Source organism: Streptosporangium sp. NPDC051022 (genome assembly GCF_040683035.1).
Classification (GTDB): Bacteria; Actinomycetota; Actinomycetes; order Streptosporangiales; family Streptosporangiaceae; genus Streptosporangium.
On sequence record NZ_JBFBCF010000031.1, the window covers coordinates 1 to 18945 of the forward strand.

General features: G+C 71.7%; 17 protein-coding genes. 3 read left to right on the top strand and 14 right to left on the bottom strand.

Annotated elements, in window-relative coordinates:
- Window positions 1-165: 165 nt before the first annotated feature.
- Complete coding sequence (locus AB0N02_RS36385) at window positions 166-816, bottom strand: NAD(P)H-binding protein (protein WP_363956236.1); 651 nt, start codon at window positions 814-816, stop codon at window positions 166-168.
- A 108-nt stretch (window positions 817-924) separates the two neighbouring features.
- On the opposite strand from AB0N02_RS36385, the gene AB0N02_RS36390 reads away from it, so the two are divergent.
- Entirely contained in the window at window positions 925-1311 is a 387-nt protein-coding gene (locus AB0N02_RS36390; protein WP_363956239.1) for a helix-turn-helix domain-containing protein, read from the top strand.
- A gap of 135 nt (window positions 1312-1446) precedes the next feature.
- On the opposite strand, the gene AB0N02_RS36395 is transcribed toward AB0N02_RS36390, so the two are convergent.
- The 6 genes from AB0N02_RS36395 to AB0N02_RS36420 form a co-directional block, all read right to left on the bottom strand.
- On the bottom strand, window positions 1447-2607 hold the full coding sequence (locus AB0N02_RS36395; protein ID WP_363956242.1) for an acyl-CoA dehydrogenase family protein: 1161 nt from the start codon (window positions 2605-2607) through the stop codon (window positions 1447-1449).
- Between the two features lie 51 nt (window positions 2608-2658).
- Window positions 2659-3549 carry a PDR/VanB family oxidoreductase gene (locus tag AB0N02_RS36400; RefSeq protein WP_363956245.1) on the bottom strand — a complete coding sequence of 297 codons (891 nt, stop codon included), beginning with the start codon at window positions 3547-3549 and terminating at the stop codon, window positions 2659-2661.
- Window positions 3550-3674: 125 nt separating this feature from the next.
- Window positions 3675-4520 (bottom strand): ATP-binding cassette domain-containing protein, encoded by an 846-nt coding sequence (locus AB0N02_RS36405; RefSeq protein ID WP_363956248.1) that lies wholly within the window; start codon window positions 4518-4520, stop codon window positions 3675-3677.
- Complete coding sequence (locus AB0N02_RS36410; RefSeq protein WP_363956251.1) at window positions 4507-5484, bottom strand: ABC transporter ATP-binding protein; 978 nt, start codon at window positions 5482-5484, stop codon at window positions 4507-4509. Before AB0N02_RS36410 ends, AB0N02_RS36405 begins: the two co-directional genes overlap by 14 nt.
- 95 nt (window positions 5485-5579) lie before the next feature.
- Window positions 5580-6968, bottom strand: coding sequence for an FAD-binding oxidoreductase (locus AB0N02_RS36415; RefSeq protein WP_363956254.1), 1389 nt, complete (start codon window positions 6966-6968; stop codon window positions 5580-5582).
- 60 nt (window positions 6969-7028) lie between these two features.
- The gene (locus tag AB0N02_RS36420) at window positions 7029-7976 is read right to left on the bottom strand and encodes an amidohydrolase family protein (RefSeq protein ID WP_363956256.1); all 948 of its coding nucleotides are present in this window, start codon (window positions 7974-7976) and stop codon (window positions 7029-7031) included.
- Between the two features lie 67 nt (window positions 7977-8043).
- On the opposite strand from AB0N02_RS36420, the gene AB0N02_RS36425 reads away from it, so the two are divergent.
- Entirely contained in the window at window positions 8044-8871 is an 828-nt protein-coding gene (locus AB0N02_RS36425) for a gamma-glutamyl-gamma-aminobutyrate hydrolase family protein (RefSeq protein ID WP_363956259.1), read from the top strand.
- A gap of 38 nt (window positions 8872-8909) precedes the next feature.
- Here the strand turns inward: AB0N02_RS36425 and AB0N02_RS36430 are convergent, their stop codons facing one another.
- The 5 genes from AB0N02_RS36430 to AB0N02_RS36450 all read right to left on the bottom strand — a co-directional run bounded on the left by AB0N02_RS36430 (window position 8910) and on the right by AB0N02_RS36450 (window position 14699).
- Window positions 8910-9689, bottom strand: a complete 780-nt coding sequence (locus AB0N02_RS36430; RefSeq protein ID WP_363956262.1) for an aminoglycoside adenylyltransferase domain-containing protein — start codon at window positions 9687-9689, stop codon at window positions 8910-8912.
- Window positions 9690-9806: 117 nt separating this feature from the next.
- A complete protein-coding gene (locus tag AB0N02_RS36435) occupies window positions 9807-10883 on the bottom strand; it encodes an alcohol dehydrogenase catalytic domain-containing protein (RefSeq protein WP_363956265.1) in 1077 nt (358 codons plus the stop codon).
- Complete coding sequence (asnB, locus tag AB0N02_RS36440; protein ID WP_363956268.1) at window positions 10880-12664, bottom strand: asparagine synthase (glutamine-hydrolyzing); 1785 nt, start codon at window positions 12662-12664, stop codon at window positions 10880-10882. Before asnB ends, AB0N02_RS36435 begins: the two co-directional genes overlap by 4 nt.
- A gap of 8 nt (window positions 12665-12672) precedes the next feature.
- Entirely contained in the window at window positions 12673-13992 is a 1320-nt protein-coding gene (locus AB0N02_RS36445) for a nucleotide sugar dehydrogenase (RefSeq protein ID WP_363956272.1), read from the bottom strand.
- Window positions 13983-14699, bottom strand: coding sequence for a hypothetical protein (locus tag AB0N02_RS36450; protein WP_363956275.1), 717 nt, complete (start codon window positions 14697-14699; stop codon window positions 13983-13985). The genes AB0N02_RS36445 and AB0N02_RS36450 overlap by 10 nt, the downstream gene beginning before the upstream one ends.
- Before the next feature lie 917 nt (window positions 14700-15616).
- On the opposite strand from AB0N02_RS36450, the gene AB0N02_RS36455 reads away from it, so the two are divergent.
- On the top strand, window positions 15617-16081 hold the full coding sequence (locus AB0N02_RS36455) for a hypothetical protein (protein WP_363956278.1): 465 nt from the start codon (window positions 15617-15619) through the stop codon (window positions 16079-16081).
- 114 nt (window positions 16082-16195) lie between these two features.
- On the opposite strand, the gene AB0N02_RS36460 is transcribed toward AB0N02_RS36455, so the two are convergent.
- Both AB0N02_RS36460 and AB0N02_RS36465 read right to left on the bottom strand, forming a co-directional pair.
- On the bottom strand, window positions 16196-17212 hold the full coding sequence (locus AB0N02_RS36460) for an aldo/keto reductase (protein WP_363956281.1): 1017 nt from the start codon (window positions 17210-17212) through the stop codon (window positions 16196-16198).
- On the bottom strand, window positions 17212-18933 hold the full coding sequence (locus AB0N02_RS36465; protein ID WP_363956284.1) for a CocE/NonD family hydrolase: 1722 nt from the start codon (window positions 18931-18933) through the stop codon (window positions 17212-17214). Before AB0N02_RS36465 ends, AB0N02_RS36460 begins: the two co-directional genes overlap by 1 nt.
- Window positions 18934-18945 lie beyond the last annotated feature (12 nt).

The window sequence follows — 18945 nt, forward strand, 5'->3', positions numbered from 1 at the left end:
CGGGGCCCGGCTGTTCGGGCCCCCCCCCCGGCCCCGGCCCGCCTGTGGCCACCCCCCCGCCCCCCCCCGGGGGGGGGGGGGGGGCCGGGCCCCCCCCCCCCCCGCCACCCCCACCGTCACCCCCACCGTGGTCACCCCGTACGGCACGCCCCGCGAATCGCCGGGTCAGGGGGCGACGGCGATCCGCGTCCTGTGGTGCCTCGGCTCCTCGATCTCGTCCACCAGCGCCACCGCGAGGTCGGCGTACGACAGCAGGGCCGCCTCGTCACCGGGCAGCACCCCGTCGCCGCCGAGCCGGTACCGGCCGGTGCGCGGGGCCTCGTCGTCGAGGAAGGTCGGCGGCGGCGTGACCACCAGCCAGTCGACCGGGGTCTCCGCCGCGCGGAACACCTCCAGCTTCGCCGTGTGGCCGAGGGAGAACGCCCGGAACTCCGCCGGGAAGCCCGGCGCGTCGTGGACCGCCACGCCCGGCGCGGTCTCCAGGGTGGTGCCGACGCCGACGGACAGCAGGCGGCCGACGCCGGACCGCTCCAGGCCCGCGAGCAGGGCGTGCGCCACGGCCACGTAGAACTCCTCGGAGGGGACGTCGGCCCGGTAGACGGCGCTGATCGCCACCTCGTGACCGGCCCCGGCCGCCGCGACGTCGCCGGCGTCGGTGACGTCGCCCCGCACCAGCGTGACCCCGGCGCCGGCCAGATCCGCGTGCCCGGCGGGGTCGCGCACCACGGCGGTGACCCGGTGGCCCCGGCCGACGGCCTCGGTGACCACCCGGCGCCCGGCCCGCCCTCCGGCACCGAAGACAACGATCTCACTCATCATGACGCTCCGTTCGCCAGGACCGGCGCGAGATCGCCGGTCGCTGTCGAGACGGTAGGTGGTGGGGTGTCGGTTTCCGCAACGATAGTTACGTACCATGGCCTCACTATGACCATGATCAGTGAGCCACTCGATCCCGCCATGTTCGACGCCTGCTCGCCGGTGCCCGTGCCGATCCGGTTCGGCGACAAGTGGACGGCGAAGATCATCTTCTGCCTGAAGGCGGGTCCCCGGCGCTTCTCCGAGCTGCGGGTGCCCCTGCGCGGCATCACCCCCAAGGTGCTCACCGAGTCGCTGCGGGCGATGGAGCGCGACGGGATGGTCACCCGGACCGCCTACCCCGAGATCCCGCCCCGGGTCGAGTACGAACTGACCCCGCTCGGCCACAGCCTGCTGGGGCCGATGGCCGCCTGCTGCGAGTGGACCCGCGCGCACGCCGACGAGCTCGTGGAGTCGCGCGAGGCCTACGAGAACCGTCTGGACCTCCCGGCCTGACACGGCACACCACCGCCCCCGTCGGCGCCACGTCCACCGCGTACGTCCCCGGCGGGGTGACGGTCCCCGACGTCGCCGTCCTGGAGTCCCGACGTTTCTCCGCCGTCCGCGAGCCCGGGCGGGGAGATCCCGGCCTTAGTAAAGCCTGGCCGTGCCCAGCCGGTCGAGGCAGACCTCCGCGCTCCACGGCAGCATGGTCGAGCCGAGGCGGGCGTCGCGGTACATCCGCTCCAGCGGCAGGTGCTTGAGCATCGACTGCCCGCCGCAGACGCGGATCGCCAGCGCCGCCACCTCGGGCGCGGTCTCCATCGCGGTCAGCGTGGCGGTCCAGGCGGTGACGAGCTGTTCCTCCGAGGGGTCCAGGGACATGGTGTCGGCCGCGTGATAGAGCAGCGCCCGGGAGCGCTCGTGCATGAGCTGCATCTGGGCCCAGCCGAACTGCTTCTGCGGCAGGTCGCGCCGGGTGCCCGACGGCGCCCCCGGCACCTCCCCGCGCAGGTAGCGGCGGGTGAAGTCGACGACCCCGCCGGTCAGCCCCAGGTAGGAGGGGGCCAGCGACATGAACAGGAACGGGAAGCGCCCGGCGGCCTGGTCGTAGGCGCCCGGCGGGAGCCACTCGTTGTCGGCGGGCACGAACGCGTCCTTGAAGATCAGGGTGCGCGAGACGGTGCCGCGCATGCCGAGCGGGTCCCAGGAACCGACGATCTCCACACCCTCGGCGTCGGCGGGGACGCCGAGCAGCCGGATGAAGTCCTCCCCCTCGACCTGGCAGGTGATGTTGTAGAAGTCCGCGGCGCCGGAGAGCGAGGCGAAGATCTTCCGCCCGGTGACCCGGTAGCCGCCGTCGACGGGGACCGCGCGGGTGGCGACCCCGGCCGTGGCACCGGGGTTCAGCCCCTCGGAGAAGGGCTGGCTGTGGATCCGGCCCTCCTCGACCATCCCCCGGTACAGCGCGGCCCGGCGCTTGCCGTGGGTTTCGCGGTGCTCGGGGGACAACTCCAGCAGGTCGGCCACCTCGCCGGTCCACAGGGTGGTCGCGGTGTGCATGTTGAAGGTGAGCGCGGTCGCGCCGCAGTGCCTGCCGATCTCCTCCGAGACCCTGACGTAGTCGGCGAACGACGCGCCCAGCCCGCCGTACTCGGCCGGGACGCAGAGCCCGAGGAACCCGATGCGGCGCAGGTCCTCGAAGTTCTCGTGGGGAAAACTCGCCTCTCGGTCGTAGCGCACGGCCCGCTCGGCGAAAACGGGACCGAGCTCGGCCGCTTGGGCGACCAGCGCGGCGCGGTCTGCGGACATGGAAGTCTCCTATGTTGTCATCGTTGTTGACTCATGGGCGTGCGAAAGGAATCAGATCTCCAGCACGAGCCGCTCGCAGGCGGCCCGGGAAACGCAGATCATCATGCGGGTCTCCCGCTCGGCCGGTCCGAGCAGGTGGTCCCGGTGGTCGACGGCGCCGGCGAGCACCCTGGTCTCGCAGGTGCCGCAGGTGCCGTCCCGGCAGTCGTACTCCCAGGCGATCCCCGCCTCCTCGACGGCCTCCAGGATCGTCTGGCCGGCTCCGACGCGCAGAGTCACCCCCGCGTTCGCGCACTCCACCTCGAACGGGTCCCCCGGCCGGAACCCTGTCCCGGCGAACCGCTCGACGCGCAGCTCGTTGCGGCAGCGTTCGGCGACGGCGTCCAGCAGCGGCGCCGGGCCGCAGCAGTACACGACCGTCTCCGGCGGCAGGTCCAGCAGCGCGTCCAGATCCAGTAGCCCGGCCTCGTCCTCGGGCCGGACGAGCACCCGCGAGCCGTACGGCGCGAGCCGGTCGAGGAAGGCCATCGAGTCCCGGGTCCGCCCGCCGTACGCCAGGCGCCACTCCACCGACGCCCCGGAGGGCGCCGGGAGCGCCGAGAGCGCCGAGAGCATGGACAGGATCGGGGTGATCCCGACGCCGCCCGCGACGAAGAGGTAGGAGGGCGCCTGGACCAGCGGGAAGTTGTTGCGCGGCCCGCGCACGCCGATCCGGTCGCCGACCCGCAGCTCGTCGTGCACGTAGGCGGAGCCGCCCCGCCCCGACGGCTCCCTGAGCACGGCCACGGTGTAGTCGCGCTCGTCGGCGCCGCAGAGCGAGTACTGCCTGGCCAGGCCGTTCGGCAGGTCGAGGGTGAGGTGCGCGCCCGGCTCCCAGGGCGGCATCCCGGTAGCGTCGAAGGTCACCGAGACGATCCCGGCCGCCTCCCGCCGGATCCCCACGACCTCGAGCGTCCTTCCCCCGGCGGCACCCCGCCCCGGATCGAACGAGGCCGTCTCCGGCGGGCCCGTCTCGGGCGTCCCGGGCCGGACGGCGGAGTCCGCCGTCCCCGCGCTTCCCCGGCCGGTCACGAGGCGGCCCGCCGTACCGGCTTCCAGCCCCTGCGGGGGACGGAGGCTCGCAGGGCACGGGTGTAGTCGTCGGCCGGGTCGTCCAGGACCCGCTCGGTCGGCCCCTGCTCGACGATCCGGCCCCGGCGCATGACCACCACCTCGTCGGTGGACTGGCGGATCACGCCGAGGTCGTGCGAGATGAACAGATACGTGATCTTCCGGGTCTGCCGGATCTCGTCCAGCAGGTTGAGGATCTGCGCCTGGATGGAGACGTCGAGCGCCGAGACGGATTCGTCCAGCAGCAGGACCCGGGGGTCGGCCGCCAGGGCGCGGGCGATGGCGACGCGCTGGCACTGGCCGCCGGACAGCGCGGACGGCAGCGCGGCCCCCTGCCTGGCGTCCAGCCCGACCTGGGCGAGCAGGTCGTCGACGCGTCCCTCCCGCTCCCGCCGGGTGAGCCGAAAGTGCAGGCGCAGCGCCTCGTCCAGGCACTGCCGGGCGCTCTGCCGGGGGGAGAGCGAGGTGTAGGGGTCCTGGAAGACCATCTGCACCTCGCGGCCCCTGCGGCGGCGCTCGGCGGATCCCCTCGCGGGGGCCGACCGGTCCCGGCCCGCGACGGCGACCGCCCCAGAGGTCGGCCGGACCAGTCCGACGATCATGCGGGCGACGGTCGACTTGCCGGAGCCCGACTCGCCGACGATGCCCAGCGAGTGTCCCTCCGGCACCGTGAACGACACTCCCTCGACGGCGGTGAAGTCCCCGAAGACCTTGCGCAGGTCCCGGACCTCGACCAGGCCGCCGGACACGGTCCCGGCGGTCCCGGCGCCTTCGGCGGTTTCAGCGGTTTCAGCGGGCCGCACGGAGCACCTCCCCCAGGTCGCCGGCGCGGTGGCAGGCCACCGTGCCCTTCCCGGCTCCCGTTCCGGCCGCCGTGGCGGGCGGGGTCTCCTCGGCGCAGCGGGCCACGGCGTGGCCGCAGCGCGGAGAGAAGGCGCAGCCGGGCGGCGCCTCCCAGGCGGAGACCGGACGGCCGGGCACCGCGACGAGACGGTCGAGGCGCCGGTCGACGTCGGGCCTGGCCCCGATCAGCGCGGCGGTGTAGGGGTGCCGGGGATCCTCCTCCAGCTCGGCGGAGACGCGGCACTCCACGATCGAGCCGGAATACATGACGGCGGTCCGGTCGCACACCGCCGCCGCGAGGTCCAGGTCGTGGGTGATGAAGACCATCGCCATGCCGTGCTCCCTGCGCAGCTCGTCGAGGATCGCCATCACCTCCTCCTGGGTGGTCACGTCGAGCGCCGTGGTCGGCTCGTCGGCCAGGATCAGCCGGGGGCCGACGGCCAGCGCGCTCGCGATCATCACCCGCTGCAGGAGCCCGCCCGACAGCTCGTGCGGGTACTGCCGCATCCGCCGCGCGCCGTCGGCGATGCCGACCTCCCGCAGGCTCCGTACGGCCAGCGCCTCGGCGGCCCCGCGCTCGGTGCCCAGGTTGATGCGGAGCGACTCGGTGAGGAAGTCTCCGATCGAGCGGACCGGGTTGATCGCGGCCCGGGGATCCTGGAAGATCATCGCGACCTCCCTGGTCCGGTATCCGCGCAGCTCCGCCCCGCCCATCCCGAGCACGTCGCGGCCCTCGAACCGGACGCTCCCGCCGGCCGTCGCCGCCGGGGGCAGCAGCCTGGCGATCGCCTTGGCGGTCATCGACTTGCCGGAGCCCGACTCGCCGACCAGTCCGAGCGCCTCGCCCTCGGCGACCTCCAGGGAGACCTCCCTCAGGATCGTCCGCCCCGACACCCGGACCGACAGCCGGGATACCTCCAGCATCGCCCCGCCGCTCGACGTCGCGGTCCCGCTTTCCGCCCCGGATCCGGTCTCAGGCTCTCCGCCCCGCCGCGCGGAGGCCGCTCCCCCGCCGGGCATCAGCCGGTCCGCTCGTAGGACCAGCCGGCGATCGGCAGCGAGGGGGCGTCCTCGGCCACGCCGTCTCCGTAGTCCACCTTGCCCTGGTTGAGCAGGCCGTACGGGTCGACGTCGCGCTTGAAGGCGATCTCCCGCTCGCCGATCGGCTTCATGCCGCCCGCTCCCAGCAGGTAGGTGTGGGAGTTGGCGACCCGGCAGCCCTCGGCCTCCAGCCGCTTGACCACCTCCGCCATGTGGTCCTCGCCCTGGAACGGGAACTCCGGCGACCCCTGGCTGGAGAGCATGCCGTCGAAGCGCTTGAACTCCATGTTCAGGTGTCCCACGTCGCCCAGGTTCTCGTGCACCCGGTCGATCGCGCCGAGCAGGTCGCCCGGCGGGAACAGGCCGATCAGCCCGGTGAGCGTGCGGTCGTGGCGCTGGTAGTGGGTTCCGGCGTGGCCCCAGGTGAACTCGTAGATCGGGCAGCCGTAGTCGCCCCGCCCCTCCGGCGCCTCGCCGGTGATCTCTCCCCCGCACTCGGCGACCAGGTCGCGCAGCGGCTCCATGCACTCCTGCGCGACCATGGCCATCACCATCGCGTGGCCGTCCCTGACGTACGGCGCCAGCGGCCGGAAGTAGCTCGGCAGCGGCCAGGCGTGCAGCGAGACGACCTTCTTCAGCAGGCCGTCGCTGCTGGCCAGCTTGACCGCGAACCGGGAGGCGTCGCCGAAGTCGGCGAACATCACGACGATCTCGTTCCAGGTCCACGCGTGCGCCAGCGGCAGCTCGACCTCGGTGATGACGCCGTTGGAGCCGTAGGCGTGGTGGACGATGTTGACGTCCGCGCCGCGCAGCTCGATCAGGCGGGGCTCCTCCTCGACCGTCATGATCTCGATGGCGGAGATGTTCCCCCGGTCGCGCATGATGCCGTACTGGACGGAGCCGATGCCCGCGTGACCGCCCGCCAGGAAACCGCCGATCGTGGCGGTCCGCTTGGTCGAGGGGTGCACGCGCAGCTCCCAGCCGTCCTCGCGGGTGACGTCGTCGATGTCGGCGATCACGGTGCCCGCCCGCGCCCTGACCTTGCCGTCGCGGTGCCACAGGACACCGGCGAGACCGGTCACGTCGAGGATCGCGCCGCCGTTGAGCGGGACGCCCTGGCCGAAGTTGCCGGTGCCGCCGCCGCGGACCGTGATCGGCACCCGGTGCCTGGCGCAGGCCGCGACGGCGATCCGCAGTTCGTCCTTGTCGCGCGGCGAGATGACGATCTCGGCGTACTTGTCCTTGAGCAGCTCGCGCAGGATGGGGCTCTGCGCGAAGCGGTCACGGCTCTTGGGGCGCACCCGTTTGGCGTCGTCGAGGTAGGGCACGTCCCCGAGGTCGGCGACGAGTGCCTGCAGGTCGGTCATGGTTCTCCGTTCTAGGGGGTCACGGACGGCGTTCTTGGGGGGAGACGGACGGCGTGGAGGTCACAGGCGGAACAGCCGCTCGGCGTTGCCGCCGCGTACGGCCCCGGCCGAGGTGAGGCCGTCGACACGGGCCAGGATCCCGGCCATGTCGCCGGTGGGGTGCGGGTAGTCGGAGCCGAACAGCACGTTCGAGGAACCGGCGACACCCAGGCACAACTCCAGCGAGTCGTCGCGGTAGGTGATCGCGTCGAAGTGGATCCGGCGCATCACCTCGCTCGGCGGCTCGTCCAGCACGTCCCTGGCGTGCCCGGCCTGCCACCAGGCGTCCAGCCGCCCCGCGAGGTACGGCAGGGCCCCGCCGCCGTGCGCGGCGATCAGCTTGAGGTTCGGGTGGGCGGTGAAGAAGCCGGAGTAGATCAGGTCGGCCACGGCCATCGTGGTGTCCGAGGGGAAACCGACGGTCGCGGCGAGCCCGAAACCGCCGCCCCCCGGCGCGGGGGTGCCCGGGTGGACGAGCACCGGCAGTGCCCGCTCGTCGATCGCCCGCCAGACCGGCGCGAACGCCGGGTCGCTCAGCGGGCGCCCCGCGACCTGCGCCAGGACCATCACCCCGACGGCCCCGGCGGCGACCGCCCGCTCCAGCTCCGCCACGGCCGGGGCCGGGTGTTCCCAGGGCAGCGAGGCCATCCAGCGGATCCGGCCGGGCCAGGCGGCCTGCGCGGCGGCGAACTCGTCGTTGACCGTCCGGGCCGCGAGAACGCTGACGGTCTCGTCGCCGAAGTAGACGTTCGGGCAGGTGAGCGAGAGAATCGCCAGGTCGACGCGGGCGGCGTCCATGTCCTTGATCCGCAGCTCGTAGTCGAGCATGCCCCGGGTCAGGGTCATGAAGGGCCGCCCGTCGAGCCAGACGTCCTCTCCCCTGTGATCCAGCCTCGGGGCGCCGTGTTCGTGGATGAGGGACAGCCAGGCGGGGCTGACCATGTGCGTGTGGACGTCGATCACCGGCATGGTGGGAGTCTGGCCTTTCGTCCGCGTTGATGTCAATAGCGTTGACAACTATGTATCCTGCGACGTTGTGACCAAGATTCCCCTGGTGGCCATGACCACCTGGCGTCGCCCGCTGCCCACGTTCCTCGGTTCGAGGACCGATCTCCACACCCTCGGCTCGGAGTATCCCGACGCCGTCCGCGCCGCGGGCGGACGCCCCCTCCTGCTCCCCCGCGACCTTCCCGCGACCGCCGCGGACGCGCTGGACGGGGTCGCCGCGCTGGTGCTGTGCGGCGGCGACGACGTCCACCCCCGCTCCTACGGTTCGGCGCACGACGGGACCAGCAGGGGTGTGTCCGCCGCGGCCGACACCTGGGAGATCGCGCTGGCCCGCGAGGCCCGCGAGCGGGGCGTCCCGACACTCGGCATCTGCCGGGGCTCCCAGATCCTGAACGTCGCCTTCGGCGGCACCCTGCGCCAGGAGATCTGCTCCCCCACCGCCACCGAAGAGCCTCGCGCCGGAGCCGCCACCGGGGAGCCTCACGCCGAGATCGCCCCCACTTCCGGGTGGCGGCACCGGCCACTGCCCGCCGACTCCGCCGCCGTGCTGGCCGACCGCCACCGGGTACGGCTGCGCGAGGGCTCACGGCTGCGCGAGATCTACCGGACGGCCGGCCTGTTGGTGAACACCATCCACCACCAGGCCGTCGACCGGGTCGCCGACGGGTTCGCGGTGAGCGCGACGGCGCCGGACGGCGTGGTCGAGGCGATCGAGCACACGGGCGACTGGTGGGCGGTCGGCGTCCAGTGGCACCCGGAGAAGCTGGCCGCCCGCCGCGCCGCCACCGGGGCCATCGGCTGGCACGGCCCCCTGCTGTCCGCCCTGCTGTCCGCCACCCGCGCCCCCTCCGCCTGAACCCGGCGGCCGGGGTTCTCGCGACGCTCTCCCCTCGTCTACTTCTCCAGCACCATGGTCATATAGGCCAGCAGGTCGGCCCGGCGGCGGAACCGGTTGCGGTGGAGGGACGGCCCGCCCGTCCTGATCCGCAGGGCTTCGCGGACGATCCGGTGCCACCGCTCGTCGAACGTCTCCAGGGCGTACTCACCGGCGGCGGTTTTGGACGCTATCTCGCCCGTCGCGAGTGTCTGGCGGAGCCGGGTGACACCGAGCGCGCCCCACGAGGTCTGATGGTCGCTGAAGGACGCGATCCCCCACGACGACAGCGGGCGCGAGCTGTTGGCGACCCATCGTGTCCAGTAGGTCGCCATGTTCTCCCGGGTACGGTGGGCGAGGGCGTCCGGATCGAGGTGGACGCCGAGTTCCGCGACGGAAGGACCGCGCACGGCCACCCCTCCCCGGGCGAGGACATGCCAGGTCACCAGATGCCGCTCGGCCCTGCTCTCCTCCGTGAACCGCCACCGGTGCACCGAGGGCCCGGCCGGGGTCTTCTCCGGATCCCGGCGCAGATCCTCCCGGGTGACGTACAGGCCGTCGAAGAACGGCCTGGCATGCCGCTTCCTCAGCTCGGCGTGCACTCGGCGCAGGAGTTCCGCGTCGGGCCGTTCATCGACGACCGCGACGAAGTCGATGTCGCTCTTCCCCGGCCGGTAGTCGCCGAGTGCGATCGAGCCCTGAAGGTAGAGGCCTCCGACGAGCCCCGGGACATGGCGGTCGGCCAGTTCGAGGTAGGCGTCGCAGACACGGGAGACGCCGTCGTCCAAAGAGGTGATCATCGCTCCACCATAACGACCGGGTGCGCGCCGTACCGGCGGATCTCCGATCCCCCGCCCGCTGTACGCGGCCCTCCCCCGCGAGCCCGGCGGCCCGGCCGGAGTCCTTCGCACACCGGGTCATTCAAAGCTGATGACCGCCTTCACGTGGGAATCGGGCGCCGGATCGAGTGCCCGCATGAAGTCGGCCGGCGGGAATCTCCGGATCATTCCGTGAAGCGCGTGCGGCCACCGGGCCGTGAGGTCGCCGAGGAGCCCGACGGCCCGACGAAGGTGCACCGGCGAGGCGTTGACGCTACCGAAGATCGTCTTGTTCTCCTGCACGAGCACCCGCGCGGCCGCGTTGAGATCGACCGATGTGGGCCAGGCGTGCTCACCCGTCCCCAGCACCAGCACGACGCCGTTCGCCTTCACCGAGGAGAGCACGGTCTTGAGGGTCTGCGGCGCCCCGGCCGCCTCCACCACGACATCGGCGTCCGCGACCAGGGAGCCGAGCCTGCCGCTGCGTCCCAGGTCACCCACCCGGGCGTACTCGGCCCCCAGTTCGGTCAGGGTCCGATGCTTGAGGCTGTCGTGGCCCACCCGGTCCATGACCAGTACGGACCGGCCTTCCAGGCGCAGGCAGCAGGCGGCCAGGATGCCGACGGGGCCGGCGCCCAGGACGACCGCCCTGTCGCCCCGCCCGGCGCGTACCGACTCGACCGCCGCGACCGTCTCCAGGCCCTTCACCACCACCGACAGCGGCTCCAGCAGGACCGCGACGCCACGAAGATGTCGCGGCACGATCTCCAGACGGGACGCGTCGGTCGACCAGAACTCGCGCATGAACCCGTGCCGCCCCCGGATCCCGTGCTCCGTCCACTGACCGTTCACGCACAGGTCAGGCCGCCCCGCGGCGCAGGACGGGCAGGGCCGGGGATCCGGCCAGCGCACCGATGTGACCACCAGGTCCCCGGTCACGAGGCGATGGTCCTCTCCTGCGGAGACCACCTCGAAAAGACCCTCGTGGCCCAGGACCAGGCCGTCCGCGCCCGGCGGGGGAGCCCCCTCGACGCCCTCCAGCAGGAGCGCGTCGGTCCCGCAGATGCCGACCTCCACGGTGCGCAGCATCACCTCCGAAGCGCCGGCGGGGTCCGGCGGCGGCCAGTCCCGCAACTCGGGGACGGCCTTTCCCCGGGGCAGCACGATCGCCTTCATCCCCGCAGACCTCCCGCCGTGCCGCCGACCGGGTCACCCAGATGCCTCAACCAGAGCTCCAGAATCAAAAGGCGGTACATCATGTTCAGTCCGGTACCCGTGGTTCTCACGGACCCCAGAAGGCGCTCCGCGCTCCCGCGGGGCACCACACCGTCACCCACCAGGGTTCCCGACGGGAGCATCGACTCCGCGAGCGCCGTCACGGGCGCGTTCACGCCTCTCAGGTCGGGGAAGAAGGGGCGCTTCGGGGTGAATCTCACGCCGATCCCCAGGGCCGCCGCCATCTCGTACAGGAGTGCCTTGGGCCTGTCGGGGTCGTGCGCGGCCCCGTTGTCCGCGCTGATCGCCGCCTCGACGAAACGGTGGTCGACATAGGGGAGCCTCACCTCCACCTCCTTCAGCAGCCCCAGACCGTCAAGCTGCATGAGCCCGTTGGACCGGAGATATCCCGCGACGAGCCGTTGTCTCAGGTCGGATCGGGCATTTCTCCCTCCCCTCACCGAGGACATGGGGTGGGCCTCCCCGTTCATCATCGGAGCGTACTTCCCCGAGAGGGACCCGGCGAGCATGACGGCTTCGCGGTACTCCGGATTGAACCGGTACGCGTCATGAAGCGCCCCGTCCTCACCCGCCGCCTCGCCGCCCAGCGATCGCAGGGCGGAGCGCGTCCAGTCGTAGGCGAGGAACAGTTCGTCGGGACCGTGCCCCGTCAGGAGAACCCTGACGCCGTCCTCCCTGCACCGGTCCGCCATTCCCAGATAGGCGGGCATGGTCCAGTCCGCGATCGGCTCGCCCTGCGCCGCGGCGCCTTCCACCAGCAGGTTCATGTATCGGGCCGGAGAGATCTCGATGACCGCGTGGGAGGCGCCGACGCGTCGCGCGGTCGCGTCGGCGAGCGCGACATGGCGGTCGTCCCGCATCCAGTCGAAGGCGACGCTGTAGGTGCGCGGTCGCGGCACGCACCGGGCGGCCACCTCCGTCAGGAGGGTGCTGTCTATCCCGTCGCTCAGCGCGACGGCGGCGGGGACGTCCGCGTTGAGCTGCTGCCCGACAGCGGTCGAGAAGCTTTCCGCCATGGCCGCCACACGCCCGCGCGGGGACGCGGCGCCTCCCCGCCCTTCCAGTACGCGGGGCGACCAGTAGCCGGTGAACCTCGGCACCAGCGAGGCGGCCCGGTCGAGCACCATGACGGTGCCTGCGGGAACCTTCTCGATGCCCTCGAACACGGTGGAGGGCTCGGGTACGTACCCGAAGTGGAGATACCGGTGGACCGCCGACGCGCTGATCCGCCCGTCGGTGTAGGGCACGATCGCCCTCGTCTCCGAGGCGAAGAGAAAGCGGTCCCCGGTCACCGCGTACACGAGCGGTTTCTCGCCGAGTCTGTCCCGGACCAGGACGAGCCTGTCGGCGGGACGGTCGTACACGGCGATGGCGAAGGCTCCTCGCAGCCGTTCGGGGAAGTTCGTGCCGTACCCCTCGTACAGGTGAGGGATGACCTCTCCGTCGCCGTCGGTCAGGAACACGTGCCCCGCCGCGCTCAGCTCGCGGCGCAGCTCCCGGTAGTTGTAGATCTCGCCGCTGTAGACGACCGTCACGGCGCCGGAGCAGTCGGTGAGCGGCTGGTGCGAGCGCTCGGGGTCGAGGACGGCCAGGCGGCAGCTGATCAACGCTCCGGCGGGGATGTCCACGGTCCGGGTCTCGTCAGGGCCCCGGTGCCGCAGGCGCCGGCTCATCTCGTGCGTCATGGCGACCGGCACCGGCCACGACGGATCGGCTCCCATGAAGCCGCCTACCCCACACACACCGGACACTCCCTCGTGTTCCCGAACGTGTGCACGACGTGCCCGAGCTCGGTACCACCCCCGGGGCGGCGGGAGAAGAAGTCGGCGTAGTCGAGCAGCACGGCTCCCCCGCTCGCCATCGACGGTATGAGCTCGTCCCAGTCGGCGGCGACGACCTCGGGATGCGGGACCAGCAGCGCCGCGACGTCCGACTCGCGGATCAGGCCGGTCAGCCCGTCCCGGCGCAGGAGGCGCCCCAGGCGCCTTTCGACGGAGGAGTCGACGTAGGGGTCCCAGACGGTGACGTCCTGCCCCTCGAGCTCGGGTAGCACCTCCCACAGGAGCGAGCCGTTGGTGTCGCTCACCGCCGCGGAGAACCCGGCACCGATGATCAATGTCCTGGCGTGCCTGCCCGCCGCCTTGACATGACGGGACAGACGTTGGACGGCGTCCATGTGCAGGAGCCCGGCCTGCCGGAGGGCCGCGCCCAGGATGCTCGGCTCGTTCTCCACGGAGAGGTTCCGGGTGAGCGCCTCCAGGTCCTTGGCCAGGCAGGAGTCCACGAGTGGCGCGCGTGGCCGCAGAAGGTCCGGGTCCAGACGCGAGTCCGCCGCCACGGAGGCCAGCACCATGCCGGAATCGACGCCGATGCCCTCGCACACACGCGCGATCTCGGCCCCGAGCACTTGGTTCACGGCCAGGACGGCGTTGCTGAAGTGTTTGACCGCCTCGGCGCCCCTGAGGGAGAGCCGCTCGTATCCGGTCAGATCGACGGCCAGGGACCGAAGCAGATCGTGGGCTCTCGCGGCGGCGACGGCCGAGTCGGCTCCGATCACCACGCGGTCCGGAGTCCGGCTCTCCCGCAGCGCCCTGCCCTGATTGAGGAATTCCGGCCAGTGCACGAGCTGGTCGGCGAGCGCGGAGAGACCCGCGCCGGACACGATGGTCTCGCTCGTCCCCGGTAACAGCGTCGATCTGATGACGACCAGCGAGTGGCGGCCGGCGTCCCAGAGCCGGCGAAGGGCCGATCGCACGCTGGAGGTGTCGGACTCCCCGGACGGAAGCGTCGGTGTGGGGGTCGCCACGACGAGGACGGCGGGGCCGTCGCCCCGGTAGTCGAGTCCCGCGAACCGCAACCTCCCCGCCTCGGTCTCCGCCCGCATCTCCCTCTCCAGGCCGGGCTCGGAAAAGGGCAGGACACCCGCTCCGAGCAGGCCGAGGCGGTGGGGATCACTTTCGATCCCCACCACGTCGTGCCCCGCCTGAGCGGCGACGACGGCGGTTGTGAGACCCACGAACCCGACGCCGACGACCTCGATCAGCGCCATGTGGTGAATCGCTCCCCGTCGTCGGCGTGTATCAACCTGGGCTCCGACACGTTCAGTCCGGAAAGCTCCGTGTGGAAGGCCAGGAAGAGGTTCCTGCTGGTACGCAGTTGCCGGGACAGGTGCCTGTCGCGCAGGCCCAGCAGTCCTTTGATCGCCGCCTCCGTGCCCGTCCCCCATACGCCGCAGCAGACGATCCTCGTCCTGCCGCCTTCGCTGTGCAGGAGGACGAATCCGTAGTCCTCGAGAAGTTCGCCGTCGGGTGCCCGTTTGGGGTCGTAGGTCGCCGAGCCGTGCGTCGCGACGTGCTCCGGATAGCGGAGCCGGAAGGCGGGGTGGAATCTCACGAGACGTCTGGACTCCAGGTTCACGCTCGGGCCGCCGATGGAGATGGTCAGCTTGTAGTCGGGCGAGACGGCCTCGTCCGTCGTGAGCAGGATGTGCACCCGGCGGCTGAGCCTGCGCAGGGCCAGCACGAGTTCGGCGATGCCGTTGCCCTCCGGCATCGGCATCATGAGGACGTTGGGAGGTTGTGCCGCCTCCGCGCCCGGTTGGCCCTTGATCTGGAAGTTGGTGATCCTCGCGCTGGGCAGCACCAGCTGCACGCGCCGATCGGGAGGCACCAGTCGTTCGAGGTGTCCCAATTCCCCGGCGATACGCACTCGAACAAAAAGTGCCCCCAGCCCGAAGCCGAGGACACTGGTCAACAAACCCGCAACTATGTTCAGTGCGAATTCTTGCACGCGCACCGTCCCATCGAGCCGCATCACCGAACCGTCGCCGCGATGCCCCGTATCTCCGCTCCAGGCGCGGACACGCCACCGATTCCATTGAGGCTGAGACCCGACGGAGAATCCGCGCCCGGCCGGTCACGGAATTGCAACCCCGATCACGACCGGTCACCTATTCACGATCTTTGCGCCAGAGTCAGCATTTCACGATTCTCGGTGAAGTTGTCAAGGGGATGACATCACGCGGGCCGGGATATTCGGCGGGCGAGCGTGCGGCGGCGCCCCTGGACCAGGGCACGGAGGACGCCGGCCCGTCGGCCGGTGAGAGGAGATGACCATTTTTGCCCTTCATGTGCTTCAGCCATGGAAAGTCCGTGATTCGGAGTTACGTCTGATGCCGATCGGCGCAGACATATATTGATCGGAAACGGCCGAGGGCCGATTCGCCGATCGCCGTGTGAGTTAACCGGCGGGGGACGCGCGGCACTCGCCGCCGGCGCGGGAGGGGTGCGGCCTCGGAGGTCAATGACGACCGCGATCCGGCGCGGCCCCGGTCACCGATGATTTACGACTGTTTTCAAGGAAATCGCCGAATGGCAGGAGTAAGCCCTTCCTCATTTCGGCGGCCGGAAGCGGCCCCCCGGACCATGACGCCGCGTCCGCCCGTGGGCGGACGCGGCGGGAACGGGGACCGTTCAGGCGACGGAGCCGCTCCAGGGTTGAGGGCGTTTCGAGGGGCTCGCCCGTGTGGGGCCGATCACGGAGTGAGCCCATGACACCGGACGGCAGGCTCAGTGACAGGAGCGCTGTCATAAGTGTCTTTTTCCACCGGTGCCCGAAGAACCACCATTCAAGTGCGGAAACAACCGCCTGACGTGGAAGGAGCGAAGAGAGGCATGGGTAAGTACGATCACCTGTTCGTCCATCACATGCGGGACTGCGCCGACGACCTGGTCAACGAGGGAGCTGCCGCCGGCGGCGAGCGCCCGGCGAACATCGGCGACCCCTTCGGGCTGATGCGCGCCTTCGACGTGGACGCCAGCACGGTCCACATGGCCTACAGCTGGATCAATCCCACGTCGGAGCAGGTCCACTGGGTGAACGACCATGAGCACACCTACGACGAGGTGCTCATCTGGATGGGCAACGACCCCGACAACGTGCACGACCTCGGTGCGTCGCTGTATCTCGACATCGAGGGCGAGCGGCACACGGTCACCACGACCGGCTCGGTGTTCATCCCCGCGGGCACCCGGCACTGTCCGCTCGGGTTCAACTACGTGACACGCCCGTTCACGTTCATCGCGCTGTCGCTGAACCCGGCGTACGCCTCGGACGAGAACGTGCCACGCCACAGCTGAGCGATCGGGGAACGGTGCGGGCCGGGTGGAGTGTCTCCACCCGGCCCGCACCGGTTCATGACTGAGTTGTCCGGTGTGGGCCGGGCGGAGGGTCTCCGCCCGGCCCACACCCGTTCACGCCCCGGTGTCCGGCAGGGCCGGGCCGATCGGGCCGCGACCGGCGCCCGTGTCCCGCAGCGCCGCCGCCAGTTCCGCCAGGTCCTCGGGGGTGAGAGCGAGCGATCCGCCCGGCAGCCAGCCGTCCACCTGCTCCGGAGTGCGGGCGCCGACGATCGCCGCCGTCACTCCCGGCCAGGCCGTCGTCCAGGCCACCGCGACCGCGCCGACCGGCACCCCGTGGCGTTCGGCGACCGGCCGCAGCGCCTCCTGCAGCGCCAGGTTGCGGGACAGGGCGGGCTCCTGGAACTCGGCCTCGCGGGAACGCCAGTCGTCGGACGGCAGGGCGGCGGCCCGCTCCGCGGTGAACGTGCCGGACAGCAGCCCGGCCGCCATCGGGCTGTAGACGATCACCCCCGCGCCGTGCTCGGCGCACCACGGGATCACGTCGGCCGCCGAGTCTCGATGGATCAGCGACAGCGGCGGCTGCAGGGTCTCGACGGGGCCGACCGCCGCGCACCGGTCCAGCAGCCCGACGTCGAAGTTGGACACCCCCGCGTGCCGGACCTTGCCCTCCTTCACCAGTTCCAGCACGGTGCCCCACGACTCCTCGATGGGCGGGCCGGCCGGGTCCGGGGCGTGGATCTGGTACAGGTCGACGTGGTCGACGCCCAGGCGGCGCAGCGAGGCGTCGCACTCACGCCGGATCGACTCCGGCGTGAGGTTGTTGCTCTCCACGCCGTTCTCGTCCCAGACCAGGCCGCACTTGGTGAACACCAGCGGCCGGTCGGCGGGCGGCAGCGCGGCCAGGGCTCGGCCGACGACCTCCTCGGAGTGCCCGAAGCCGTACACCGCCGCCGTGTCGATCCAGTTCACGCCGCCGGCGACGGCGCGGTGGACGGCGGCGATCGAGTCCTCGTCGGACTGCGCGCCCCAGCCCATCAGCCCCGGCCCGCCGGTGACCCAGCTTCCGAAGCCGGCCGAGCTGATGCGCAGCCCGGTACGGCCGAGCTCGCGGAATTCGTTGATGGACATCAGTGCTCCGTCCGGTAGGGGCGCGTCGCCTCCGGGTCTGCGACCGGCAGCACGATGCGGGAGAGATGGAGGCCGGCGTGGTGGACGTTCTGCAACGCGCTGACCATCTCGGTGGACCTGCCGGCCGGCTCGCCGGTGTTGGGGTTGCGGTCGAAGTGCGGGAAGTTGCTGCTGGAGATCTCCACCCGGATGCGGTGCCCCGGCTGGAACACGTTGCTGGTCGCGCCGAGGTCGAGGCGGTACTCCACCACCTCACCCGGGGTGACCGGGCGTAGCCCGGCCTGCGGGTCGCGGTGGCTCGCGCGCAGGATGCCGTCGGTGATGTTGCGGGCGTAGCCGCACGGGCCGACGTCGACCAGCTTGGCGGTCCAGTCGGTGTCCGGCGCGGAGGTGCTGGCGTGCAGCACCGCGGTGACCGGGCCGGTGACGTCCAGCGGCTCGGTGAGCGGCTCGCTGGTGTAGACGAGGACGTCCTCGCGCTCCTCGATCGGGCGCTGGTCGTACACGCCGCCCTGGGTGTGCACCGGGCTGCAGCACAGCGCGCCGCCCAGGGTGGGGACCGGGTTGCGCGGGTTGTACACGTAGCTGTCCGGCGGCTGGTCGCCGGGCGTGTCCCTGGACAGGCGCCCGTCGCCGTGCAGCGTGTTGGCCCGGCCGCCGCTGTGCAGGTACCAGTCCTGGTAGTCGGTGCCGGGCAGCGGCCACGAGTCGGCGACCCGCCACTGGCCGGCTCCCATGGCGTACAGCAGCACCGGCGGATCGTCCCCGGCCGCGTCGCCGCCGTCGCGCAGCCACCGGTCGAACCAGCGCAGTTGCAGGCCGTCGGCGTCGAGGGCGGAGCCGGTGGAGCGCCCGCCGAAGTTCCACGAGCCGACCGGGTTGCCGCTGAACAGGCCCTCGTGCGGCCACGGCCCGACGAGCAGCCGCTGCCGGTCGCGCACCCCCTGGGGCCCCTCGGCGCGTATGCCGGCGAAGTTCGCCAGGGTGCCGACGAGGAAGGTGTCGTACCAGCCTCCCAGGTTGAACGCGGCGACGGTCATCTCCGGGTAGGCGCGGGAGACGTCCAGCCGCTCCCAGAACTCGTCATAGCCGGGGTGCTCCAGCCACTCCCGGTAGTACGAGGCGACGCCGTCCAGGTACGGGTGCCGGTCCAGGGGCAGCACCAGCGCGCTGTCGGGCAGGTTGTCGGAGGCGTCGGTCAGCGCCTCGCGCACCTCGGCGGGGACCGATGAGTCGCGGGCGGCGTTGTGCGCGGCGAGCGACAGCGTCCAGCCCAGGCTGAAGCTGAGCTGGAACGCGCCACCCCGGTACACCCAGCCGTGGTGGTAGCTGGAGGCGGTGACGTTCGGGGCGATCGCCTTCAGCGCCGGATGCCCGGACATGGCGGCCTGCCACTGGGTCACCCCGTCGTACGAGCCGCCGAACATGCCGACGTTGCCGTCGCACCACGGCTGGGACGCGACCCAGTCGATCGAGTCGTACCCGTCTTCGCGTTCGTGTACGAACGGCGCGAACCGGCCCCCGGAGGCGCCCCGCCCGCGGACGTCCTGCATCACGACGGCGAAGCCGCTGGAGGCGGCGCGCAGCGCGAACGTGCCGTACATGCCGAGGCCGGTGCGGTCGTACGGCGTGCGGAACACCAGTGCCGGGCAGCGCTGCCCGGCCGGGCGGTACACGTCGGCGCGCAGGACCGTGCCGTCCCGCATGGGAACGGCGACCATTCGGTCGACCGT

What these genes read in the sequence shown, in the direction of transcription:
- AB0N02_RS36385 (WP_363956236.1), bottom strand. Translation starts at nt 816, where the DNA reads ATGAGTGAGATCGTTGTCTTCGGTGCCGGAGGGCGGGCCGGGCGCCGG.
- AB0N02_RS36390 (WP_363956239.1), top strand. Translation starts at nt 925, where the DNA reads ATGACCATGATCAGTGAGCCACTCGATCCCGCCATGTTCGACGCCTGC.
- AB0N02_RS36395 (WP_363956242.1), bottom strand. Translation starts at nt 2,607, where the DNA reads ATGTCCGCAGACCGCGCCGCGCTGGTCGCCCAAGCGGCCGAGCTCGGT.
- AB0N02_RS36410 (WP_363956251.1), bottom strand. Translation starts at nt 5,484, where the DNA reads ATGCTGGAGGTATCCCGGCTGTCGGTCCGGGTGTCGGGGCGGACGATC.
- AB0N02_RS36415 (WP_363956254.1), bottom strand. Translation starts at nt 6,968, where the DNA reads ATGACCGACCTGCAGGCACTCGTCGCCGACCTCGGGGACGTGCCCTAC.
- AB0N02_RS36420 (WP_363956256.1), bottom strand. Translation starts at nt 7,976, where the DNA reads ATGCCGGTGATCGACGTCCACACGCACATGGTCAGCCCCGCCTGGCTG.
- AB0N02_RS36430 (WP_363956262.1), bottom strand. Translation starts at nt 9,689, where the DNA reads ATGATCACCTCTTTGGACGACGGCGTCTCCCGTGTCTGCGACGCCTAC.
- AB0N02_RS36435 (WP_363956265.1), bottom strand. Translation starts at nt 10,883, where the DNA reads ATGAAGGCGATCGTGCTGCCCCGGGGAAAGGCCGTCCCCGAGTTGCGG.
- asnB (WP_363956268.1), bottom strand. Translation starts at nt 12,664, where the DNA reads ATGGGAGCCGATCCGTCGTGGCCGGTGCCGGTCGCCATGACGCACGAG.
- AB0N02_RS36445 (WP_363956272.1), bottom strand. Translation starts at nt 13,992, where the DNA reads ATGGCGCTGATCGAGGTCGTCGGCGTCGGGTTCGTGGGTCTCACAACC.
- AB0N02_RS36455 (WP_363956278.1), top strand. Translation starts at nt 15,617, where the DNA reads ATGGGTAAGTACGATCACCTGTTCGTCCATCACATGCGGGACTGCGCC.
- AB0N02_RS36460 (WP_363956281.1), bottom strand. Translation starts at nt 17,212, where the DNA reads ATGTCCATCAACGAATTCCGCGAGCTCGGCCGTACCGGGCTGCGCATC.
- AB0N02_RS36465 (WP_363956284.1), bottom strand. Translation starts at nt 18,933, where the DNA reads ATGGTCGCCGTTCCCATGCGGGACGGCACGGTCCTGCGCGCCGACGTG.